19 protein-coding genes and 1 pseudogene are annotated in these 22690 nt (G+C 44.1%); 9 read left to right on the top strand and 11 right to left on the bottom strand.

The window, feature by feature from the left end:
• Nucleotides 1-8: 8 nt before the first annotated feature.
• The 3 genes from KA717_10555 to KA717_10545 all read right to left on the bottom strand — a co-directional run bounded on the left by KA717_10555 (nt 9) and on the right by KA717_10545 (nt 1914).
• A complete protein-coding gene (locus tag KA717_10555) occupies nt 9-788 on the bottom strand; it encodes a VWA domain-containing protein (GenBank protein ID UXE63065.1) in 780 nt (259 codons plus the stop codon).
• A gap of 133 nt (nt 789-921) precedes the next feature.
• Nucleotides 922-1152 carry a DUF433 domain-containing protein gene (locus KA717_10550; GenBank protein ID UXE63064.1) on the bottom strand — a complete coding sequence of 77 codons (231 nt, stop codon included), beginning with the start codon at nt 1150-1152 and terminating at the stop codon, nt 922-924.
• 459 nt (nt 1153-1611) lie between these two features.
• Nucleotides 1612-1914 carry a hypothetical protein gene (locus tag KA717_10545; GenBank protein UXE63063.1) on the bottom strand — a complete coding sequence of 101 codons (303 nt, stop codon included), beginning with the start codon at nt 1912-1914 and terminating at the stop codon, nt 1612-1614.
• Nucleotides 1915-2064: 150 nt separating this feature from the next.
• Here KA717_10545 and smc point away from each other — a divergent pair, with 150 nt between their 5' ends.
• The 3 genes from smc to KA717_10530 all read left to right on the top strand — a co-directional run bounded on the left by smc (nt 2065) and on the right by KA717_10530 (nt 7018).
• Entirely contained in the window at nt 2065-5715 is a 3651-nt protein-coding gene (gene smc, locus KA717_10540; protein UXE63062.1) for a chromosome segregation protein SMC, read from the top strand.
• A gap of 149 nt (nt 5716-5864) precedes the next feature.
• Entirely contained in the window at nt 5865-6695 is an 831-nt protein-coding gene (locus KA717_10535) for a hypothetical protein (protein ID UXE63061.1), read from the top strand.
• A gap of 164 nt (nt 6696-6859) precedes the next feature.
• Entirely contained in the window at nt 6860-7018 is a 159-nt protein-coding gene (locus tag KA717_10530) for a hypothetical protein (protein UXE63060.1), read from the top strand.
• 146 nt (nt 7019-7164) lie between these two features.
• On the opposite strand, the gene KA717_10525 is transcribed toward KA717_10530, so the two are convergent.
• Entirely contained in the window at nt 7165-7596 is a 432-nt protein-coding gene (locus KA717_10525; protein ID UXE63059.1) for a hypothetical protein, read from the bottom strand.
• Nucleotides 7597-7739: 143 nt separating this feature from the next.
• Here KA717_10525 and KA717_10520 point away from each other — a divergent pair, with 143 nt between their 5' ends.
• On the top strand, nt 7740-8033 hold the full coding sequence (locus tag KA717_10520; protein UXE63058.1) for an alpha/beta fold hydrolase: 294 nt from the start codon (nt 7740-7742) through the stop codon (nt 8031-8033).
• Here KA717_10520 and KA717_10515 read toward each other — a convergent pair.
• Nucleotides 8006-9287, bottom strand: a pseudogene (locus KA717_10515) (ISKra4 family transposase). The gene KA717_10520 and the pseudogene KA717_10515 sit on opposite strands and share 28 nt — an antisense overlap.
• A 135-nt stretch (nt 9288-9422) precedes the next feature.
• Here KA717_10515 and KA717_10510 point away from each other — a divergent pair.
• Genes KA717_10510 through KA717_10500 form a run of 3 tightly spaced genes read left to right on the top strand, consistent with a single transcriptional unit; the run spans nt 9423 to nt 13125 of the window.
• Complete coding sequence (locus KA717_10510; protein UXE63057.1) at nt 9423-9989, top strand: hypothetical protein; 567 nt, start codon at nt 9423-9425, stop codon at nt 9987-9989.
• Between the two features lie 46 nt (nt 9990-10035).
• Entirely contained in the window at nt 10036-11298 is a 1263-nt protein-coding gene (locus KA717_10505) for a glycosyltransferase family 4 protein (GenBank protein ID UXE63056.1), read from the top strand.
• A 9-nt stretch (nt 11299-11307) separates the two neighbouring features.
• Nucleotides 11308-13125: an ABC transporter ATP-binding protein/permease gene (locus KA717_10500; protein ID UXE63055.1), complete on the top strand. Its 1818-nt coding sequence runs from the start codon at nt 11308-11310 to the stop codon at nt 13123-13125.
• A gap of 114 nt (nt 13126-13239) precedes the next feature.
• Here the strand turns inward: KA717_10500 and KA717_10495 are convergent, their stop codons facing one another.
• Together KA717_10495 and cbiD are read right to left on the bottom strand one after the other, a co-directional pair.
• The gene (locus KA717_10495; protein ID UXE63054.1) at nt 13240-14175 is read right to left on the bottom strand and encodes a PRC-barrel domain-containing protein; all 936 of its coding nucleotides are present in this window, start codon (nt 14173-14175) and stop codon (nt 13240-13242) included.
• 142 nt (nt 14176-14317) lie between these two features.
• Entirely contained in the window at nt 14318-15460 is a 1143-nt protein-coding gene (cbiD, locus tag KA717_10490; GenBank protein UXE63053.1) for a cobalt-precorrin-5B (C(1))-methyltransferase CbiD, read from the bottom strand.
• Between the two features lie 49 nt (nt 15461-15509).
• Between cbiD and KA717_10485 the strand changes: the two genes are divergently transcribed.
• Nucleotides 15510-16271 (top strand): cobalt-precorrin-6A reductase, encoded by a 762-nt coding sequence (locus tag KA717_10485; protein ID UXE63052.1) that lies wholly within the window; start codon nt 15510-15512, stop codon nt 16269-16271.
• A gap of 17 nt (nt 16272-16288) precedes the next feature.
• Here KA717_10485 and KA717_10480 read toward each other — a convergent pair whose 3' ends face one another.
• From KA717_10480 to moeB, 4 genes are all read right to left on the bottom strand, one after another.
• A complete protein-coding gene (locus KA717_10480; GenBank protein ID UXE63051.1) occupies nt 16289-17050 on the bottom strand; it encodes a class I SAM-dependent methyltransferase in 762 nt (253 codons plus the stop codon).
• Between the two features lie 43 nt (nt 17051-17093).
• Nucleotides 17094-18395, bottom strand: a complete 1302-nt coding sequence (gene hemL, locus KA717_10475) for a glutamate-1-semialdehyde 2,1-aminomutase (protein ID UXE64622.1) — start codon at nt 18393-18395, stop codon at nt 17094-17096.
• A 440-nt stretch (nt 18396-18835) separates the two neighbouring features.
• Nucleotides 18836-20362, bottom strand: coding sequence for a photosystem II chlorophyll-binding protein CP47 (psbB, locus tag KA717_10470; protein ID UXE63050.1), 1527 nt, complete (start codon nt 20360-20362; stop codon nt 18836-18838).
• Nucleotides 20363-20688: 326 nt separating this feature from the next.
• Nucleotides 20689-21861, bottom strand: a complete 1173-nt coding sequence (moeB, locus tag KA717_10465; protein ID UXE63049.1) for a molybdopterin-synthase adenylyltransferase MoeB — start codon at nt 21859-21861, stop codon at nt 20689-20691.
• A 224-nt stretch (nt 21862-22085) separates the two neighbouring features.
• On the opposite strand from moeB, the gene KA717_10460 reads away from it, so the two are divergent.
• Nucleotides 22086-22481: a RidA family protein gene (locus KA717_10460; protein ID UXE64621.1), complete on the top strand. Its 396-nt coding sequence runs from the start codon at nt 22086-22088 to the stop codon at nt 22479-22481.
• Nucleotides 22482-22690 lie beyond the last annotated feature (209 nt).

Below are 22690 nucleotides of genomic sequence, written 5' to 3'. Positions count from 1 at the left end.
AGCTTATCCTATTTATCAGAACCAGAACCTAACTGCCTCAACAACTTCTCCTTCGATGGATTAAGAGAATTATTTGTTTTTAGCTTCTGCTCATATTCTGCCAGCAATCCCACTTCCTTCATACAAATACTAATCAATAGATCGACCAAATCAGACATATTTTCTAAATTCAAATAAATGCCATTAGTGATCTGAGATATTTCTTGAAACACTCTTTTAGTGTCAGGATTAGAACCACATTGAACTGTATAAATTTTAATCCCTTTTTTGTCTAAAGACTGTGTTTCATCTCGCCAATTATGTCCATATTGACAGGCTTGCAAAGAATCAATTACCCCATGCGGCGGCGCATCTCCTACCAATACCATCGCTCGCCGACTTCCCAATCTCCAAGCTAACTGATTAGTTTGGTATAAAGCTTCTTCAACTGCTTCAGGAAAATCTCCGCCGTCAGTTTTCTCTACCTGTGTAATGAAATTGCTAATCAGTTGATAGTCATCAGTTAAATCTAAAACCTTGGTTACATAAGTTGTCTGAGCATCACAATAATCCCCATAGGCAACTACTCCCATTTTTGCTTGAGGAACGGCTTGGCGAATTTCCTGAGACAAATGGTTGAGTTGATTTCGCACATCTTCCAAATAACCGTGCATACTAACGGTTGTATCAAAATTCAGCGTGACATCTAATTTTTGACTGGGTTTAATCGTTTGTTGTTTGTTGATTTGAGCTTTATCCAAGGCTTGATTTAGAGTCTTTAATCCATTACCTTTACTGAGATTAGACATTGGTCTGTTTGCTTGGTTCCATTGATAATTGTAATCTTACATCAAAGTTAAAAATTTTGATTGATTTCCAGCCCAGTCACCGATCTATCAGTTGGGTTGACCATAAGAAACCAAATTTTATAAAACAGAAGTTTCATACAGCGATGGGAGCAGTCATAAACCGACGTTCACGGTCAGCAGCATAAGCAATACAAGCTTTTAAATCTTCCCGTGTTAAATCGGGAAAGTCTTCGAGGATCTCTGCTTCCGTCATTTCAGATGCTAGGTACTCAAGCACCTCATAAACCGTGATACGCAAGCCCCGCACGCAGGGTTTACCACCGCGTTTATCAGGTTCAATTGTGATGTAATTACGATAATCCATAGTTAAAAAATACGTCTGATGTGAGTTAAAATAACCTAGTAGTCAGCAAGGGTTTTAGCCCCCCCCTTTAATTAGAGAAAGCATCAATTAAACGAGTTTACGCCATTCCATGCTCCAACTCACATCAGGCGTAATATAGCAGTTTTTACCCCACATTCCGTACTTAGCAACAAGAATTTTAATTAATACGAAAAAGTCTAGATTAGCAGAAGTGCTTCCCCACAACGGTTTCAGGAATCACAATCTGCTGATCAACAAAAGTACGCCTCTTTATGCAGTACAAAAGCACCGATAAACGCACTACTATAGTCTTTCCTTCTCCGTCTATATCTAGTTTTGTGATGGCTAATGATGCCTGCATATAGCGTGTAAATTTTAAATTATTTATTTTCTTCTAATTAATACGGAATATGGGTTTTACCTGAATGAGGTATAAAAATAGCTCTCAAAGCCTTGCTGTTATCGAGGTGCTTTTTTCCAGCCATTAGCGATCTCCTCTGATTCTGTACAAAACCATTTTTCTCCCTTCATTGGATCAATGATTGTGTTTTCGTAATCCTCCATCCCAAATAAATGATAGTTTTTGTTGCCTGTATTGACTGAAATATTACCTTTGATAACACAACCTGGCTTGGTCACAGAGCTTATGAGCGCAGGAAAACGATTGCGGCTAAACTCCACGACTATCAAAATAATGCCTAGGAGAACCATCAGGTTAATCAATGATTTGAGAACATTAGGTTTCTTGGGTTTAATCGGCATAGATTATTATCAAAAAACTTGCTGACTAAGCATTATAGAGAAACGAGCGTTGGAACTCAAATTCTGCTTAAGGAGTCTGAATAGCCTTGAATGTTGCTAGACTGAGACCTAGCCTAGATTATCAGCATCTCCTTTAAATTCTGAACCCCTATGGTTCACGTTAAGCGAATTGAACTTTCGCATTTTAAATCCTTTGGTGGTACAACAGCCATCCCTTTTTTGCCTGGTTTTACAGTCGTCTCTGGCCCCAATGGCTCAGGTAAATCCAATATTCTAGATGCTCTACTATTTTGTCTCGGATTAGCAACCTCTAAGGGGATGCGGGCCGATCGCCTGCCGGATTTAGTCAATAATAATCAGAGCGGTAAAAAGGGCAGTTCCGAAGCCAGTGTGTCTGTCACCTTTGACATTCGCGATTTAGATGATGAGGCTTTTTTGTCGATGGTGATGGCGGCCAATGAAAGCTTAGAGGAGCAAAATAAAACTGAGGGCAAAGAAAATCCCACCATTATTCTCAATCGAGAAGAGTGGACTGTCACCCGTCGTCTCAAAATTACCAAGGGCGGCAATTACTCCTCCACTTACTACATTAATGGAACGGTTTCCACAGCGACCCAACTCCATGAACAATTGAGTCGTCTTCGTGTCTATCCCGAAGGTTACAACATTGTTTTGCAAGGCGATGTGACCCGTATTATTAGTATGAATGCCAAGGAACGGCGAGAAATTATTGATGAAATGGCGGGGGTAGCAGAATTTGATCGCAAAATTACGAAAACCAAGGAAACCCTAGAAGAGGTGAGAGAACGGGAAGATCGCTGTCGCATTATTGAAACCGAATTAGTGCGATCGCTGTCTCGTTTAACCGAGGATCGGGTTAAGGCAGAAAAATATCAAAAATTACGGGCAACAGTTCAGCAAAAACAACAGTGGGAGATCGTTTTAAAATGGCGATCGCTGCAACAACAGGAAACCCGTCTCAGGGGTCAGTTAGTGCAGGGAGAAAAAGAGTCAGAACAATTGCAAGCGAGTTTGCAACAAATTACCCAACAAATTACCGAAAATACCGCCGAGTTTAATAGTTTCAATGCTCAAGTTAAGGCACTAGGAGAAGAAGAACAATTATCCGTTGCTTCCCAATTGGCACAACAAAAAGCTAAACAACAACAGCTTAGTCAACGTTATCAAGAATTAACTAACCTAAGTCAAAAAAATCAAACCGATGTTGTCCAAACCCGTGACACCTTAAACCAATTACAACAGCAATTTTTACACCTTAGTCAGGAAAAAAGTTTCTTTGAAAGCCAGACCTTACCCCAATTACAAGCCAGCCGTCAAAACCTATTAAATACGGTGGAAAAATATCGGGAACAGTCCCAGGCGATCGCCGCCGCTTCTGAGGTATGGGTACAGGAACAAACCGCCCTGAGTCGTCAAGTTAGTCAATTACAGGAACAGCTTACCCCTCAACGAACTGCACAGGCTCAATTACAGGAACGTCAACACCAACTGGAACAAAGCTTAAGGGATGCCCGTCAAACCCTAGCGGCAGTTACTCCTGAACTACTTCAAAAGGAAACTGAAGCCGCCCAGCGATCAGCCCAAATTGCGGGTATTCAGCAACAAATTCAAACCCTAGCGCAACAATTAAGTCTGGCTGAACAGGAACAAAGTTTGCTTCAGGAAACCCAAAATCGTCTGAACAAAGAACAACGAGAAAAACAACGGCAACTGGATAAATTAGAAGCCACAAAACAGGCCCAACAAGAAGCCCAGGGAACCTATGCAACGCAGTTAATTTTACAATCCGATTTACCTGGCATATTAGGATTAGTGGCCCAACTGGGTCAGGTAGAAGCCCAATTTCAATTACCCCTAGAAGTTTCTGCTGGTGCAAGATTAGGTTATATCGTGGTTGAAGATGATGGCGTGGCGGCGGCTGGCATTGAAATTTTGCGGCAATCTAAGGCTGGACGAGCCACTTTTTTACCTTTAACCAAAATTCGTCCCCCGCGTCCCAATGATTTAGGCAATTTACGTCATGCCAGGGGTTTTATTGATTTAGCGGTTAATTTGGTGCAGTGCGATCGCCGTTATGCGGATATTTTTCTCTACGTTTTTGGCAATACTGTCGTCTTTGAAAATTTAGAAACTGCCCGTCCTCAGATCGGCAAACAACGTATTGTCACCTTAGAAGGAGATATTTTAGAAAGTAGTGGGGCCATGACGGGAGGTAGTCGGCCAGGGCGATCTAGTATTCGTTTTGGAGCGATCGCCACCGAAGATTCAGAGGAATTGCGTAGTCTCAGACAACGTTTAGGAGATATTGATCAAATTCAAATGCGTAATGATCAAATGTTGTTACAACGGGGAGAACAAATTAGACAATTATCCCAGGAACTAACCGAAATTCGTCAAAATAATCGAGAAGATCACCTTTACCTGCAACAATTGGAGCGGGATATTGAACGCTTAACGAGTCAAAAAGCCACCCTCACCCAACAAATTAATCAAGGCCAAGGGGATTTAACTACGCTTCAAGAACGTCTTGCTATTTTAAATCAAACTATTCCCCAATTATCGGCTCAATTACAACAGGAGCAGGAAAGACTAACGGTCTTAGAAACATCCCATGCTCATCAAGAATGGCAAGATATTCAGACTTTAATTCGAGGTAAAGAAAATGAATTAAAAGCAGCAGAACAAGCTTTGCAACAGGGGGAAATTCAGCTTAAAGATTTGCAAAATCAAACCGTCCGTTTAGAGGAAAAAATTACCGAATGCCAACAATCCCTAGAGCTAAATCAAGGGCAATCTCTCCATCTGCAACGTCAACAGGAAAGCTTAGTTCAGGAGTTAACCCAACTCAATCTTCAAATTCAAGCCACGGAAACCCTATTTGCCCAGTTAACTGATCGCCTGGGACTGGCCAAACAAGAACGCGATCGCCTGGAACAGGTTTTGAGAACCTTACAGAATCAACAGCAACAAAACACCTGGCAATTAGAGAAATTGCAAGCAACGCAACAGGAACGTCATGAGCAATTACACCATCTTCAGGAACAATTAGCCACTCAACAAACGGAACTCCCCAATCCCCTCCCCGAAATTCCCCTACTGGAAAATGTTGATCTCGAAACGGTTAATTATCCCCAGCTTTTAGAAGAGCTACAAAAAGAAATTCGCAACGGTCAAAAACGCCTAGAAGCAATGGAACCAGTTAATATGTTAGCTCTAGAAGAACATGAAAAGACCCAAGCTCGTTTGACAGAGTTAAAGGAAAAAATCACCACCATTGAAGCCGAAAGAACTGAGTTGTTATTGCGAATCGAAAATTTTACTACCCTACGGCAGCGTTCCTTTAAAGATGCCTTTGATGCTGTCAATAGTAACTTCCAAACCATTTTTGCTGAATTGTCCGATGGTGACGGTTATTTACAATTGGATGATCCCGAAGATCCCTTCAACGGCGGCTTAAATTTGGTAGCCCATCCCAAGGGAAAACCCGTTCAGCGTTTAAGTTCCATGTCTGGAGGGGAAAAATCGTTGACAGCGTTGAGTTTTATCTTTGCTCTACAACGTTATCGTCCCTCGCCTTTTTATGGCTTTGATGAAGTGGATATGTTTTTGGATGGAGCTAATGTGGAAAAACTCTCTAAAATGGTTTGTAAACAAGCAAAACAGGCCCAATTTATTGTCGTTAGTTTGCGTCGTCCCATGATTGAAGCAGCCGAAAGAACTATTGGTGTAACCCAAGCGAGAGGAGCCCATACCCAGGTTTTAGGGATGAAGTTAGCTTAATCTCAGTAATGAGAATCTCTGAAGCAAGATTTTTGATTTTTGGGACAATTTATCAACTAGTTCTATTAACAGAGGGCGATCGCCTGTGGGTCAAGGGAACCGATAGAAAAGCGTGTTAGAGTGACAAAGATGGGAAAAGTGGGCAAATTATGCGCGGACTGCTGGTTTTATTTCTTTCGGGGCTAGGACTGATTTTTTTTCTCCAAAACCGAGACCCCGTATTACTCTATTTTTTGGGCAATAGTGACAAAACGGCTCTCTTTGTCCTCTCTCTACCCCTGGGACTTTGGGTTATTGGCTTTATCCTACTGGGAGTGCTAATTAGCCTTGTTTTACAAATTTTAAATAGGATGGGTAAACCGGCCAAAATCAGTCAAGTCAGATCATCACCTCGTCCCCAAACCACACCCCAACCACCCAGATCGCCTCAGCCTACGCCGCCCCCTCGCCCAACAGAAACAATGCGATCGCCGGTGGCCAATGGCAAGGATTGGGAATGGGATAACCCGATTCCTGAAGCAGAAGATTGGGAGGTAGAAGATCTGCCAGAGATACCAAGGACAGTGGATCAGCGTCCAGGGTCGTCGCCGTTACCGAAAGTAGAAGCAAAAGAAGATACTGAACCGATTATCGATATCCCGTCCTACACAGAAAGACCCATTTCTCGCCCTTTAGAACAACCTCGTCCCGTTGAATCCACACCTCCGCGTCTGCGTTCAGAGGATTTAAAGCAATTTGAGGTTTCCCAGCCGCCTAAAACAAGCACTCGCGAAGGAACTATCTATTCCTATACCTACCGCGAACCCCGCCCCCCGCAAAGTCGATCAACCCGGCCGCGATCGCCAGAGTCTTCCCCGTCGCAAAAAACTTCAACACCGGCCAAAAAAATTTATGATGCCAACTATCGAGTGATTAACCCGCCACTCAATTCCAATGCTCCACCCGATTGGCATGAGGACGAAGATGAAGACTGGGTTTAACACGCACCAGCATAATTCCCTCTTATTCCCTTTTTTTCCATGTTCGTCAAGAAAAACCAACCGAATTGGGGGACTGACATGCCAATGGGGACTGACTATGCTGAAAGGGTAGAGGATCATCCTCTCTATGGTCTCGGTGTGTCAGGATGTGTTCAGGAGATGTAATGATGAAACGTAACCTAGTCACCAGTTTAGCGATCGCGTTGCTCCTCGTCGTGGGAATCGAAACCCTAGCCAAAGCAACCACCTATTATCCCCAGGATACCCAAACCGTCTATGGCGGCAAATGTCCAGGCGATAAAGACGATGATTGTAAAGACTAATTTCCCCAGAGTCTTATGAGTTATCAGTGAGGACTTTGTGCCTGGCCACTGGTAACTATAACTGGGGCTGTGACGAGGCTGCGGGGGATCTATACTCATCTCCTTCACCTCCTTTTTGTGTGAGCGTTTAATATTTAAGAGGCCTTTTAAGAGGTGATCGGGGCTTTAAACAGTTCAAAGACAGCGCGATTGAAACTCCGTAATTTTTCGCCAATATCCGCTGCGGGTAAAGATTTACCTACAATTTGCCAATTATCCACAGTCGCTAATCGCCAGGCCTGACCTTGGTGGTTAATGCCAACCGTTTCGATACCAATGAGATGTTGAGATTGGTCAATGGGATCGGGATGAAACCGGAGTTGGACTAGCATACTACGACTTTGGAAACGAGGACTCCAGCCAGGCAAATGAAATCCAATATCAATGGAGTGGGGATCGACCATTTCCTGGGTGTCAGGATCGTTTTGCCAGGGTTTCAAGTCAGGCCTAGCGTCGGGAAACTGGGATTTAAACAGATGGATTACCGTCGCAATTTTGCTGGTGGTTTCTAATCCTTTGGCTTGCTCAGAGGCGTTCATGTTCAATCTCCTTGGTTGTGGGGCTTGAAGAACGGTGTAAGGAAAAGGCTCCCCTGAGTATTACAGACCCAAGTGCCTTAAAGATGCTGTATTCTAAGACAGAATTTTAGAAATTGTTTAATCACTAAGGATAACAAAGGTCTGTGAAAATAACTGAAAATACGATCGCGATCGCCGATTTAAACTGGTTCTATCGAGAAGTGTCCTCTGAGTCAGCATCTCAGTTAGCAGCAGAGCGATCGCCGGTGGTGCTGTTACATGGTTTACCGTCCCAAAGCTTAACCTGGTCTAGTTTGTTAGAACTATTGGGAGAACAGGGCTGGCGAGCGATCGCTCCAGATTGGATTGGCTCCGGCTTTTCGAGCAAACCGGAAAGGGTGCGACCTTTAGTTGATAAAAGCTGTTGTAATCAGGGTTCTACAGGGAACCCATATTGATCAAGTTTTGCCCAAAATTGACTCCATCGTTCCTTGGTCAATACCAAAGCTCGTAGGCTCAAAATAATTCCTGCTCCTTTTTCCTTCCATCGCATCCCTGAACAACATAATCGTTGTTTGACCAACGTCTTACAAGCTGCTTCCGTAACACCTGAACCAATCGGATACTTTTTCTCTAAGTATTCAGCATAATCCATTTGATGCTGATGATTCTCGTAATAAGTAATCGCCGCTTGTAGTTTCTCGGTAAGATTCTTAGAATGACTTTTTTCTTCTTTGACTTCTTTCATCAGATTTAGCAGTTCTCCTGCTTTTCCTTTTTCATGCTTGAGTTCTCGACAATTTTCAGTCAACCATTCTTTTTGTTTTGACACGGTATTCGGATGCAACGCTTCTGCCAAGGCACCTAAGTAACCAGAGGCATGATAGAAATCTAATATCTGTTCTTCCGTTTGCTTTTCTAAAAACTTCCAATTTGATTCTGCCCCGTCTGCTATCCCGACCAATGTTGCCTCTGGATAACGGTTTTTCGCTCGCTCAATTTCTCTTTCTAATCTTTCTAGAAAACTCTTTTTTCCATACTCTGGTGCCGCACCTAGATAGATTGTAGGTTGACGTTCGCCTTCACTATCGTATAGGGAAACGGTTCCCACCATTGCTTCACGGTAGCCATCCTCACACATCAGCATACAGGTTCCATCTAATCCTATTCCCACTGTTGCAATTTGGCTATCCTCCTTGGGCGGGGCATAACTCCACGCTTCTTCTTTTGCCTGTACCACACTTCCTACTGCTTCACTCAATCTTTGGATATAGGATAGCGCTACTTTTCTACCATGATTTTCTAATAAATCATTTTTCACCTCTTTGCCTGCCATCCCTGACATTTTTGAGGATACCTGTTTTGCCAATAATGGCGTTGATGTTATGATTATCCTTGCTTCTCTTTCTAAGGGGCAATACGTTTTTCCTCAAAGGTGAACGCTGATATACATGACGATTCACTATAACCTCACCATAAGGTGTTTGATATTCTTTCGGTTGCTCTCCCTTACTCTTCCAGATTTCTTCACCGATTTTTAAGGGTGAACCATCTGTATCTAAATATTTCAAGGCTTCTTTGCTGGCGATGCAACCTACTTCGTTTAAGCCTTTTTGAATATTTATTTCTGTATCCAACATTGAACGACTGAGTTCTAATGTTAGTTCTATTTTTATCTTTGAACCCTCTACATTAATTAGTTTTGCTGTCATCATTGTTTCCTCTTTGTCACTTTTCATCCCATGTTAACACTTTTCTTTTCCTTCATCAACTAAAGGTCACACCCACCGGAAAAACGAGAATTTGCCTATACTCCAGAAGTCTATTTACAGGCCCTAGGAGATTTTTTGAGCGCGTTAGAACTGCCTAAAATTTCCCTCATCGTGCAAGGATTCTTAGCCTCGGTTGGCATTCAATACGCTCTAAGACATCCCGCCCAAATTGATCGCCTCATCATTCTGAATACCCCCCTAACCCCCACCGTAAAATTGCCCTGGCTCATGCAACAATGGACAATTCCCTTTCTGGGCGATATGGTCACGCAGGATCCCCTACTGATTGACCGTACCCTAGAGGGTGGTAGCGGCTTTGTGATCAGTGACGCAAGATTAGATATCTACCGTAAACCCTTTTTAAAAACCTCCGCATCGGGACGGGCTTTGTTAACCACGACTAAAAATCTCAATTTTGCCAAAACCCTGACAGAAGTTGAGACGGGGCTAAAACAATGGCAAAAACCCACCCTCTTGATTTGGGGAATGCAAGATCCCTGGCTAACCCTTGACCCAGTGGAAACCCTAGTTGCCCAAAATCCCCAATTAGAACTCTTTAAACTGCCGGAAGCGAAACATTATCCCCAGGAACACTGGCCCCAGGAAATTGGGGAAGCCGTGATACGGTTTCTGCGTCGTTAAGATTTGGGGTATCAAGCCTATCAAATACTGAGCAATTTTCTTTCCCATGTCCTCTAAACTTCGTACTCTGTTTATTCTCCGAGAAGTTCCCTATCCAGTACGGGGGGGCAGTTCTCTGCGGAGTTGGCAGTTGATCAACTTAATGGCAAGACGGGGAACAGTAGCCCTGTTTTCTGCTTGCAACTGGACACCCAAAAACCTACAACTGCCTCTAATTGAGCGTTGGTGTCATTGTAATGTAGAAGAACAACGCAGTGCCTGGGAGCGATTTAACCGTCATTTTTGGTGGCTTTTTCCCAAGCGTCACCATAGTGCCGACTGGAATTATTCAGTACAAGCAGCCCAGGCTTTAGCCCAACTGCTCAGGGACTTTAAACCCGATTTGGTGATTCTTGAACAGGCTTGGATGTATCCCTATCTTAAGGTTGTTCGCAGCTATCCCTGTCAAATCATTGTTGATAACCAGAACGTCGAAGCTCATTTACATCAGCAATTGGGGCCAGAAAGTCAGCCAGACCAATACCGCTTGAAAGCCCGATTGAAATATCAGCTTGAACAGAATCATTTAAAACGTTTAGAAAGAGCTTTTTGTCGAGCAGGAGATCAAGTCTGGGTTTGCAGTCCCGAAGATGCCTCTTTAGTTCGTCAGTGGTATGGCCAAGAGCTACAACCCAAGGTGATTCCTAATGGCATTGATGTTAGCTACTATGACGAGGTTTGGCAGGGAAAAACACTCTCTTTACCGGCATTAGGAGATAAACGCCATAATTTGCTCTTTTTAGGGCAACTCTCCTATCCTCCTAATCAAGAGGCGGTGGATATTTTACTGGATCGTCTTTATCCAGCCCTAAAAGTTCGCTATCCTGATTGTCGTTTATTGCTCATTGGCAGAACTCCCACCGTTAAGATGTTGACGGCCGCGGCCCAAGATGCCAACATTATCGTTTCAGGAATGGTGGCAGATGTGCGACCCTATTTGGCTTCAGCCTCCGTTCAGGTGGTGCCTTTAATCAGTGGTGGTGGCACTCGTCTCAAAATTTTGGAAGCCTTGGCGGCGGGCTGTCCAGTCATTAGTACCCAAAAAGGGGCAGAAGGGTTATCTTTGTCGGCTCCCTTTCCCCTCATCTTGGCTGATCGGGACGAGGAGATTTTGGCGGCGATCGCAGAACTGTGGGACAATCCCATTTTGGCTGAAAATTTGGCTCGTTTAGGTTACGAATGGGCCAAAACCTATTATGATTGGTCAGCTATCGATCCTGCAATTACTGCCGCGATCGCTGAATTATCAATTTCCGTTGTTTCTGAGTAATTGATCCGAATGTTCAAGCATTCCCTCCTGCTTAAGTACGCAATTAAACATCCAATACTCATTCTATCAACCATTATTTTGGGCTTTTCAGGGGCAATTTTTAATGGTATTGGAACAACTCTCATTGTCCCTCTTTTATTAGCTTTTTTAGGACAGCAAAAAGAGCTTTTTAAAGATACACCTCCTTTAATTCAAAAGGCATTAAACCTTTTTAGCGGCTTAAATGAGCGAGAAAGATTGCTTTGTTTGTTTGGAACTATTTTATTGGCCATCATCCTCAAAAATATGGCCACTTATGGCAACAGTTTAGTTTCTAGTCGTCTCTCCCAAAACCTCGTTAGTGACATCCGCTTAGAATCATTGCGAATTGCCCTAGAGGTCGATCTAGATTTTTATGCAAAACATAAAACAGGCCATATTTTAAATACCATTAATGAGGAAGTTGCCAGGGTCGCATCAGGCATTCGATCTTTAATTAACTTATCAACCACTGTCATTACCATTAGTGTTTTTGTCTGGTTATTAATTTATCTTTCCTGGCAACTCACCATTTCTGCTGTTTTTCTATTGGGTTTAGTCGCTTTAATCAATCAGGTTTTTATTCGTTCTTCCCGCCATTTTGGGAAGACACTTTCTCTGAAATCTAGAGATTATTCTAATAAATTATTTGAAATTTTAACCGGCATTCGTCTGATTAAAACTGTTAGCAATGAAGCCCAGGAGTATCAAAAAATTGCCCAATTGATTAGAGAACGAGAAAAAGCTGAATTTCAATTTCAATCTATTTTTGCCTTGATGGGGCCTTTTAATGAAATCTCCGGAATTGTTACCGTTTTATTAATGGTCGTTATCGGACGCTATCTTTTTTTAGTACAAGTAAGATATTTTGCACCCATTCTATTAACCTATTTAGTGGTTTTATTTCGCTTATTGCCCTTGATTAATCAATTAAACACAATCCGTAGCCAATTAGCAAATTTATCCTACGGAATCAAAATGGCAACCGATTTTTTGCAGCGAGATAATAAGCCCTTTTTAGTCAACGGTGAGATTTCTTTTCCAGGATTGCAAGAATCTATTTGTTTTGACAATATTTATTTTACCTATCCAGATCATCAAGACATGGTTCTGAAAGGCATTACCTTAAACATTCCCAAGGGCAAAATGGTAGCTTTAGTCGGAGCTTCTGGGGCGGGAAAGTCCACGATCGCCGATTTATTACCCCGATTTTATGATCCCACCCAGGGGAAGATTCTGATTGATGGGCTGGATTTAAGAAATTATGATATCCGTTCCCTACGGCAAAAAATGGGAGTCGTCAGTCAAGATACTTTTCTCTTTAATAATACGGTTTTTTATAACATTGCCTACGGTTTGGAAAATATAACCGAAGCAGAAGTTATCGAGGCTGCTAAACGGGCTAACGCCTATGAATTTATTCTTAATTTACCCAAGGGTTTTGAAACAGAACTCGGCGATCGGGGGGTACTTTTATCGGGGGGGCAAAAACAACGCATGGCGATCGCAAGAGCCTTATTAAGAGATCCCGAAATTCTGATTTTAGATGAAGCCACCAGTGCGCTAGATACGGTTTCAGAACAATTAGTGCAGGAAGCCATTAACGAGCTATCCCAATCTAAAACCAGTTTAGTCATTGCCCATCGACTTTCTACCGTTCATCGCGCCGACCAAATTGCGGTTTTAGATCAAGGAAAAATTGTTGAATTAGGAACCCACGAACAACTGATGGAGAAAGCCGGTTACTATCAACGTTTGTATTTAATGCAGTTTAAACACCAAAGCCAGGAAGCTTCTTTCTCCCCTTAAAGACAATCAGAATAAGCTGTTACGAATTTAAATTGCATAACGATTTTGCTGAAAGTCTTGTTACAAGGGGCTTAAGCCCCTTGCCTCTATGCGTTTTAGATGGTGAACAGTTTACTATTCTTCGTAATATTCAGGCATTTTTTCCCGCCGTTTTTCAGGAATATTAACTCTGGGCGGATTGTAGGGTTCAGGTTCCATGGACTCATCCCACAGATCGCCATCATAGTCATCTTCCGGTTCATAGAGAGGTTGACGGACAGCCATTTCCCGTTTACTTTCTCCCCAATTATCCTCCTCGTAATCATCCTCTTCATAGCGAATGGTTTCTGCCTGACGACGTAGGGGCGGGGCGGGACGAGTTTCTTCCCAGTCATCTTCATGCCAACGCTCTTCCATAACGGGTTGGCGAACCTGGACAGGAGTACGAATAGGAGTACCAGTGCCTAATTGATTTTCGGGACGAGCAGTCGGGGGATAATACATATCCTCTTCTTCTTTTTCCCAAGCCGGACGACCAATACCTAATCGCTCTAGCAATCCTACACTTAGTTGGGTTAGACGTTCTTCAGCACCCTCAAAAACGATGAGGCGATTGGGTCCGCTACTGATCACTTCTTCCATTGATAATTCGTAGGTGCTGATCAGTTGCTCTGGGATTTGGGGATAACCAAGAGAGGCAATAATAATTGAGGAAACTTTGCCATTTTCTAAGTTAAATTGAAAATCCCGAACTCGTCCTAGAGGTTCGCCTGTTTCCGTGATCACTTCGCTGTTAATGAGGGAAGTATAGGCATCAATATCGACAATCTCAAAGACGTTTTCATCCTCTACCAGTACGACATCCCCTGTTTGACAAATACTGTTGAGGTAGAGGTATTGGGGCATACCAGACAGGGCCAAAATATTATCCCGCAATCCCAGGGCAACAAGCTCACGCTGGTCAATATCCACCAAAATCTCTTTTACCACCCCTAATTTCTTACCTGTGTTGCGGGTGATTACCTGGGTATTAATGAACTCGTTGCGTAGTCGGATGTTATCAATGGTCATTGTGTTTTAGCGAGTGTTTGAGCGATCGCCGTTCTGGCTGAGGATCAAAAAGTCTGTTACAAAAAATAGGGTTGAACAATCATATTCGCTATTGTAACGAATCTCTTGACATTTGCTGTAGTTAAGCTGACGAAGTTAGAACTCAGCATGGTTTCTTGTGCGGCGGAAAAGCCTGATTGGCTAGGGTTTGAGGGAGAATAGTTGCCTGGGCAATGATGTTACCAGCGCGATCGCATAATATTGTCCCAATCACCAAAGATCTATTTGCGTACTTATGCACGTAGCGTTGGGCTTTTTCCTGAATAGTATGGGCTAAGGCCGAAAAAACCTGATCAGACCACCCTTCTTTTACCAATAACTGGTAAGCTTCATCGGCTGTTTTGGCCATTAAAATTGCTTCCACCAGATTTAGAGGGCCACCAATCCGCACTAGGGCTGCACTGATAATCTCCAGTTTGGCATCGGCTAAATGACTAGAAGTATTGAAAATGCCGCCAGCTAACTTAATTAATTTGCCTTGATAACCCAATAACCGCACTGATTGAGCTCCCCGTAAACTTGCTTCCACTAAGAGTGGCCCAATCCAGTTGCCCGTTGGTGCGATCGCCGCCTCTGGAATACCGAGTTGTTTAGCGGTGTGGATGCCATGACTACCAATGCAAAACACTAAATGGGGTTGGCTTTGAACCTTCGTTTGCAGGATTTGACGAAATTCTTCTAGATGGTCTTCCGCCGATAAGGGCTGAGAAATGCCACTGGTACCAATCAGAGAGAGTCCATCCACAATACCAAAGGCCTCATTAGAGGTACGTTGAGCCAGTTGTCGGCCCTCTGGCAGGATAATCTTCACCCTTAAACTGCGATCCCTGGGAATTAAGGGTAATAAATTGGTGTCAAACAGGCGACGAGCATAACGGTAAATAGCCGGATCCCCTGATAACGTTTTACCAAGGCCTTCCCCTGCTTCTAGGATTAAGGATTCTGTTTGACTTTCTTGTAATTGTACCCAAGCCCAAATAGGAGTATGGCGAGTCAGATCTAAGTTATCACCTGGATCACTCAGAGTCATGCCCAAGGCACTTTCTGGGGTTAACCGAGCGACTTGTTGAATCTCAATATTGGCATCCCCTGGCAGTAAATCTAGGGTGACGGTGGAGAAAATGTCTAGACTGGTATTTTGAAGATGCAACAAAGCAGCCTTGGCAGCAGCTACAGCAAAAACGGGGAGGGTATAACCTGTACGCAAAATATAGCAAGGTTCTGGATAAAGAAAAATCGAGGCCAATAAAACCTTTCTGCCAAGAATTTATCATAAATTTATTCAGCAAAACAGGATGGTTAAAACGAAACGAGTTCTAATTTTAGGAGGCACGGATCAAGGTTGGCAATTAGCGGCTCAAGCAGCGAAAATTCCTGATCTAGAGGTCTTTTTTTCCTTGGCAGGCCGCACTCGTCAGCCGATGATTCCCATGATTCAAACTCGTATCGGTGGTTTTGGCGGAATCCCAGGCTTAAGAGACTATTTACAGCAGGAGAAAATTGATTTTTTAATTAATGCGACCCATCCCTTTGCCACTCAAATTTCCCAAAATGCGGCGATCGCGGCCTCATCGCTGGTGATTCCCTATCTACGTTTACTGCGTCCTGCTTGGCAAAAAAGTGAGCAAGATAATTGGATAGAAGTCGAAAGTTATGAAGCGGCAGTTAGTATCTTATCTCCGTTAGCCCAACGGGTATTTTTAAGTATTGGTCGGCAAGAATTGGCTATTTTTTCGACGCTTTCCGATCACTGGTTTCTGATGCGAATGGTTGAGCCACCTTCTCTTAATGGTTCCCTGCCCCAGGGCAAAGTTCTTTTAGCTCGTGGCCCCTTTGATTTAGATGAGGAGCGATCGCTGTTACAAACCTACAAAATTGAGGTAATCGTTAGTAAAAATAGTGGTGGTAATGCCACTTACCCTAAAATTCTAGCAGCACGAGAATTAGGAATCCCTGTGATTATGGTGCAGCGTCCTGAGCTAGAAAAGGAAGAAACAGTGGCAGAAATAAAAGAAGCTATAGCCTGGCTAAAAAACAAGCTAGAAAATGATAAATGATTAAATTGATTAAAAAACTACAATTTAGTTGCGACAATTCTCAAACGACAATAATCGGCAAACCAGTTGCCCTGATCATAAAGGGTTGATTTCAATTGAGTTTCTACCTGTTGAAAAAGTTGTTTTTTTTCTACCTCTGACAAATCTCCTAGCCACTCCTGAGTAAACATTTTCAACCAATTTTCTAACCCCCGATCGCCATCGGTTAAGGGCGTTAAGCGTTCAAAGGTCGTCGCATAATTGACCCAAAAACCTTGGTTTTCTAATCGGGTTGTATAGTCTCCTAAGGTGGGGAAGTACCAGGGTTGAGGACGAGTTTTTCCTAATTTTTCCAAGCCAAACGCGATCGCCGATAGAATGTGTGCAACATTTCCCTTGGCACCAAACTCCACCACTAAACGACCCCCAGGCTTTAAAACTCGATGAATACAACTAATCACCGCCTCTGCCTGGGGAATCCAATGCAAAACTGCATTAGAAAAAACCGCATCTACTACCATCGGTAAGGAGAAAGCCGTCGCATCGGCAACTTGAAATTCCAGATCCGGAAAATTGCGTTGGGCCTGCTCAATCATCTGACTAGAACGATCAATTCCGATCGCCCTGACCCCTTTTTCAGCCAAAACTTGGGTTAACTGTCCCGTACCACAGCCTAAATCTAGAATCACTTCGACCGCTTGAGGATTAAGTAATTCCAGCAAATCCTGACCGTATTGCCAGACAAATTGGTGCTGCTCTTGATATAGGCAGGCGTTCCAGCGATCGTTTTGTTTAGTCATCTGTTGGTTGGCCCTACAGAGCGAAGGCTACTGGGCTTACAAATTAGATCTGAGCCAAAACCTCCTTAGCAGTTGCGATCGTGCGATCGATATCCGCTTCCGTATGGGCCAAGGAAGTAAATCCGGCTTCAAATTGAGACGGAGCCAGATAAATTCCCCGCTCTAACATACCGCGATGGAAACGACCGAATTTAGCCAAATCCGCTTGCTTGGCATCTTCATAGTTGCGAACTGGGCCCGCCGTAAAGAACAGGCCAAACATGGCACTGATATGACCGCCGCAGACTTGATGACCGTTATCCCTGGCCGCCTGCAATAAACCCGTTGCTAAACGACCGGTAATTTTATCCAAATATTCGTAGGTGCCAGGCTTTTGCAATAGTTCTAGTGTTTTAATGCCAGCCGTCATCGCCAAAGGATTGCCCGACAAGGTTCCCGCTTGATACATGGGGCCAGCCGGAGCGACCATCGCCATAATATCTTGACGACCACCATAGGCTCCCACAGGTAAACCACCCCCAATAACCTTACCCAGGGTAGTTAAATCGGGCGTAATACCAAATTTTGCTTGAGCACCACCGTAAGCAATCCGAAAACCAGTCATCACTTCATCAAAAACGAGTAAGGCTCCGTATTCCTTCGTTAATTCTCGTAATCCTTCTAAAAATCCAGCATCGGGAGGGATAAAGCCCGCATTACCAACCACTGGTTCTAGAATAACACCTGCAATACTGTCAGGATGATCTTGAAAAAGAACTTTGACGGCTTCTAGGTCATTGTAGGGAGCCGTTAGGGTACTGGTCGTTGTTGATTTGGGAACACCAGGTGAGTCAGGTAGTCCCAGAGTCGCAACCCCCGATCCAGCCTTGACCAGGAACATATCGGCGTGGCCGTGATAACAACCTTCAAATTTAATAATTTTTTCCCGTCCCGTAAAGGCTCGCATCAATCGCAAAACCGACATACAGGCTTCGGTTCCTGAATTGACAAACCGCACCATTTCAATGCTGGGAACGGCATCAATGACCATTTCCGCCAGGATGTTTTCTTGGAGGCAAGGTGCACCAAAACTGGTTCCCTTGCTCAGGGCATTTTGTAGGGCGGCAATGACTTCGGGATGGGCATGGCCACAAATGGCTGGCCCCCAAGTGCCCACATAATCGATATATTCGTTACCATCCACATCCCAAATATTAGCTCCTGCGACTCGATCAAAAACGATGGGCTGACCACCAACGGATTTAAAGGCTCGTACTGGAGAGCTAACCCCCCCTGGCATTAGGGCTTGAGCAGCAGCAAAAATTTCTTCTGATTTTGTGGTTTTAAAAGAGGCTGGGCTAACCAAATTAGCATCTCCTTTGATAGGTTTTGATAAGTTTGACATTGACTTGGGGCTGAATGGCGCGATCGCTCAGGTGCATCCTTTATTATCCTATTGATTGATCGCCGCTACCGATAAAAATTTCCCTCGTCCACTAGGCTAAAGGGTAAATTGCCACACCAATATCGCATAGAGGGTGATGTTCTAAACCTCCGTTATCTATTGAAACCGCGATTGCCTCTCGTTTCAAAAGTTAACCTTTGGGTAATACGCCAAATAACTTAGCTGCTCCTGCAATTAATGCCGCTAAAATAGTTATTTTATCAATTAGAGTTCGCACCCTCTAGGTTCGTTTTGTTGACTTTTTCAGCAGACCCTAACTAAAAAATGTTCAAAGAAAAGGGACAGCAACCCACATTCAGATTACTATCCCTAGTTGAGGATATTCACCTCAAGTTAGAAAATTAAGCTTCACTACTCGTACGAGTGGTCTTATCACCCACTTTCTGGAACAGACCCCATTCCACTTGTTCTTCCTCAATTTCCACACCGGCAAATACATCGCGGAAAATAGTCCGAGAACCATGCCAAATATGGCCAAAGAAGAACAGCAACGCAAATACTGCGTGACCAAAGGTAAACCAACCACGAGGGCTAGTGCGGAATACCCCATCCGAGTTGAGAGTTTCGCGGTCAAAGTCGAAAGCTTCCCCTAACTGAGCTTTACGGGCAAATTTCTTCACAGAAGAAGCGTCAGAGAAGGTTTGACCATCTAATTCACCACCATAGACAGAAACGGTTACGCCGGTTTGTTCAACCGAGAATTTCGATTCTGCACGACGGAAGGGAATATCAGCACGAACCACGCCATCCGCATCAGTCATGATAATGGGGAAAGTTTCAAAGAAGTTGGGCATCCGACGCACGGTTAATTCCCGACCTTCTTTATCTTTGAAAACAGGGTGGCCTGCCCAGGTTTTCGCAATACCATCTCCACTATCCATCGCTCCAGTACGGAATAATCCTCCCTTAGCAGGGCTATTACCCACATAATCATAGAAAGCGAGTTTTTCAGGAATAGTTGACCAAGCCTCTGACAGAGAAGCCCCTTCAGCCAGCTTCACGTCAACACGATGTTGAATCTCTGCTTGGAAATAGCCCTTATCCCATTGATAACGGGTCGGGCCAAAGAGTTCGATCGGAGTGGTGGCATTGCCATACCACATGGTTCCCGCGACGACAAAAGCAGCAAAGAAAACTGCCGCAATACTACTGGAAAGTACGGTTTCAATATTTCCCATTTTCAGGGCTTTATAGAGCCGTTCAGGAGGACGCACTGTTAAGTGGAATAGACCTGCAATAATACCAACAATTCCTGCTGCAATATGGTGAGCAACCACACCCCCTGGATTAAAGGGGTTAAAGCCCGATGGCCCCCACTCCGGTGCAACGGGTTGAACATGGCCCGTCAGACCATAGGGATCAGAGACCCACATTCCGGGGCCCCACACCCCAGTGAGGTGGAAAGCTCCAAAGCCAAAACAGAGAAGACCAGATAAGAACAGGTGAATCCCAAACATTTTGGGTAAATCCAGCGCCGATTCACCAGTGCGAGGATCGACAAAGAGTTCTAAATCCCAAAATACCCAGTGCCAAACAGCCGCTAAAAAGAGCAAACCAGAAAGAACAATATGGGCAGCCGCTACGCCTTCAAAAGACCAGAAGCCAGGATCAACTCCGGTTTCTCCGGTGACGCTCCATCCTCCCCAGGAGGAAGTTACGCCCAGACGTGCCATGAAGGGAAGAACAAACATCCCTTGTCGCCACATGGGGTTTAGAACCGCATCGCTGGGATCAAAAATAGCTAGCTCATAGAGAGCCATTGAACCAGCCCAACCTGCTACCAGAGCAGTGTGCATGAGGTGAACAGAAATTAAACGTCCTGGATCATTCAGGACAACGGTGTGAACTCGATACCAAGGTAGTCCCATTGGCGCTCCTTCTAGTAACGGATAATTTTTAGTGTCTTTAGAGACGCTTTACTAAATTGAGTGATTTAGTTACGTGACAATGCGTTGCGAGTTTCTACCTTTAGGTTAAAAGCAGAAGGCTGACAGCGTTAGATTTTTTCTATTATCCCTTGAAAGTGAGGATATTTTTAAGCAGTGTAACGAGTCTAAGGGACATTCGGCAAGCTTGGGTTTGAGAGATAACTGCGATCGCCAAGCTCAAACGCCAAGCTCAAAAAAAGCAGGGAAGCTAGATTTCCCTAAAACAGGGACTGAGCCAACCTCCTAAAATTCCCAAGCCCAACAGATTAATACTGAGTCACACTAGGATCAACTTCTTGGCTCCAGGCACTAATGCCACCTTTGACATTAATCCCTTCAATGCCCGCTTCCTTGAGAATAGACAAGGCTTTGGCCGATCGCCCCCCCATCTTACAGTGAGCAATGAGACGATGACCGTTCAGTAATTCTCGTACTTTCTCAACTCCTGGCCCTTTTTCAATGTCGGGTAAGGGAATCAGTACCGAACCTGGAATACGAGCAATGTCATATTCATTGGGATTACGAACATCAATGAGCACAAAGTCCTGGGGCCCATTGTCTATTAAGGCTTTTAACTCCAAAACGGTCATTTCGGCTAAGGCAGATTTTTCGGCGGCTTCGGCGGCTTTAGCCTGGGGAATGCCACAGAATTGTTCATAATCAATCAGTTCTGTGATCACGGGACGTTCAGGATCGGGTCGCAGTTTTAATTCCCGAAACTTCATCTCCCAGGCATTGAAAAGGAGGAGACGGCCACTGAGGGTATGGGGAGCACCCAAAATAATTTTGATCGCTTCTGTGGCTTGGATCGTTCCCACAATTCCTGGTAATACGCCTAGAACCCCTCCCTCCGCACAGGAAGGAACCATGCCTGGTGGTGGTGGTTCGGGATAAAGATCGCGGTAGTTGGGGCCACCCTGATAGTTAAAGACAGTGGCTTGGCCTTCAAAACGGAAGATAGAACCGTAAATATTGGGTTTATCCAATAAAACACAGGCATCATTGGTCAGATAACGGGTGGGGAAATTATCTGTACCATCAATCACGATATCGTAGGGTTTGATAATCTCTAGAGCATTAACGGAACTGAGTTGGGTTTCGTACAAGTCCACCTGACAGTAGGGATTAATTTCTAAAATCCGATTTTTGGCCGATTCAATTTTAGGCTTACCGACCCAGGAGGTTCCATGAATAATTTGACGTTGCAGATTGGAGTGGTCAACAATGTCAAAATCCACAATGCCAATGCGGCCTACCCCGGCCGCTGCTAAATATAATAAAAGAGGCGAACCCAGTCCACCCGTACCCACGCAGAGTACACTGGCGGCCTTGATCCGTTTTTGTCCGTCCAGCCCAACTTCTGGCAAGATAATGTGGCGGGAATAACGTTGGTAGTCGTCTTTAGAGAGTTCAATCTCCGTCAAGTTTGGATTAAGCATAAATGTTGCCTACGGGGGAGCATCTTCGGTAACAACCGCAGCAAATATTTAATTGTAAAGCTTTTGTTTTCGGTTCGGACGGGATTTAATGTGAAGTTTAGTAACTGGTCAAGGTTTGCCATTCATTTCACGATCGCCGTCTGGTAGAACCAAACACTGGGAAACCGAATGCCCTCTGAAGCGATCGCCTTACCCGTTGTTTCCTTTTTTTCTCATCTGAATCAATCATGAAAGAAATTATTCAAACCACCCAAGCCCCTGCTCCCGTTGGCCCCTACAATCAAGCGATCGCAGTCCAGGGAAAACTGTTATTTGTTGCAGGTCAGATTCCCCTGGATCCTCACAGTGGCGAAATTATTGGTAAAGAAGACATTGGGCAACAAACCCAACAGGTCATGGCTAATCTAGAGGCCATTTTGACCCAAGCAGGAGCCACCTGGTCTGATGTCGTTAAAACTACAGTTTTTCTCCAAGATTTAGGGCATTTTGTCGCGATGAATCAGGTTTATGCCACCTATTTTGAGGAAGCAACCGCTCCAGCCCGGGCCTGTGTAGAAGTGGCACGACTGCCCAAGGATGTTTGGGTCGAAATTGACTGCATTGCGGTTATCCCCGATTAAATATAGCGATATTCACCCCCGTCTGGAATTCTCAAAGTTGATACACAAGGGTCAAACCTCTTTCCCGTAAAGCGATCGCCTACACCCTGCCCTATCTAAATTAACTATCTGTTGGTGATCTATCTCACTTCCGTCGCCGGCAAGCTAGGCCATGATCAAAGGAAAGAGGCAACTCTAAGCTAATAATGATTATCTGCTATAGCACTTTT

This window comes from Woronichinia naegeliana WA131, assembly GCA_025370055.1.
GTDB classification, from domain to species: domain Bacteria; phylum Cyanobacteriota; class Cyanobacteriia; order Cyanobacteriales; family Microcystaceae; genus Woronichinia; species Woronichinia naegeliana.
This window is presented reverse-complemented; position numbering and strand designations above follow the sequence as displayed.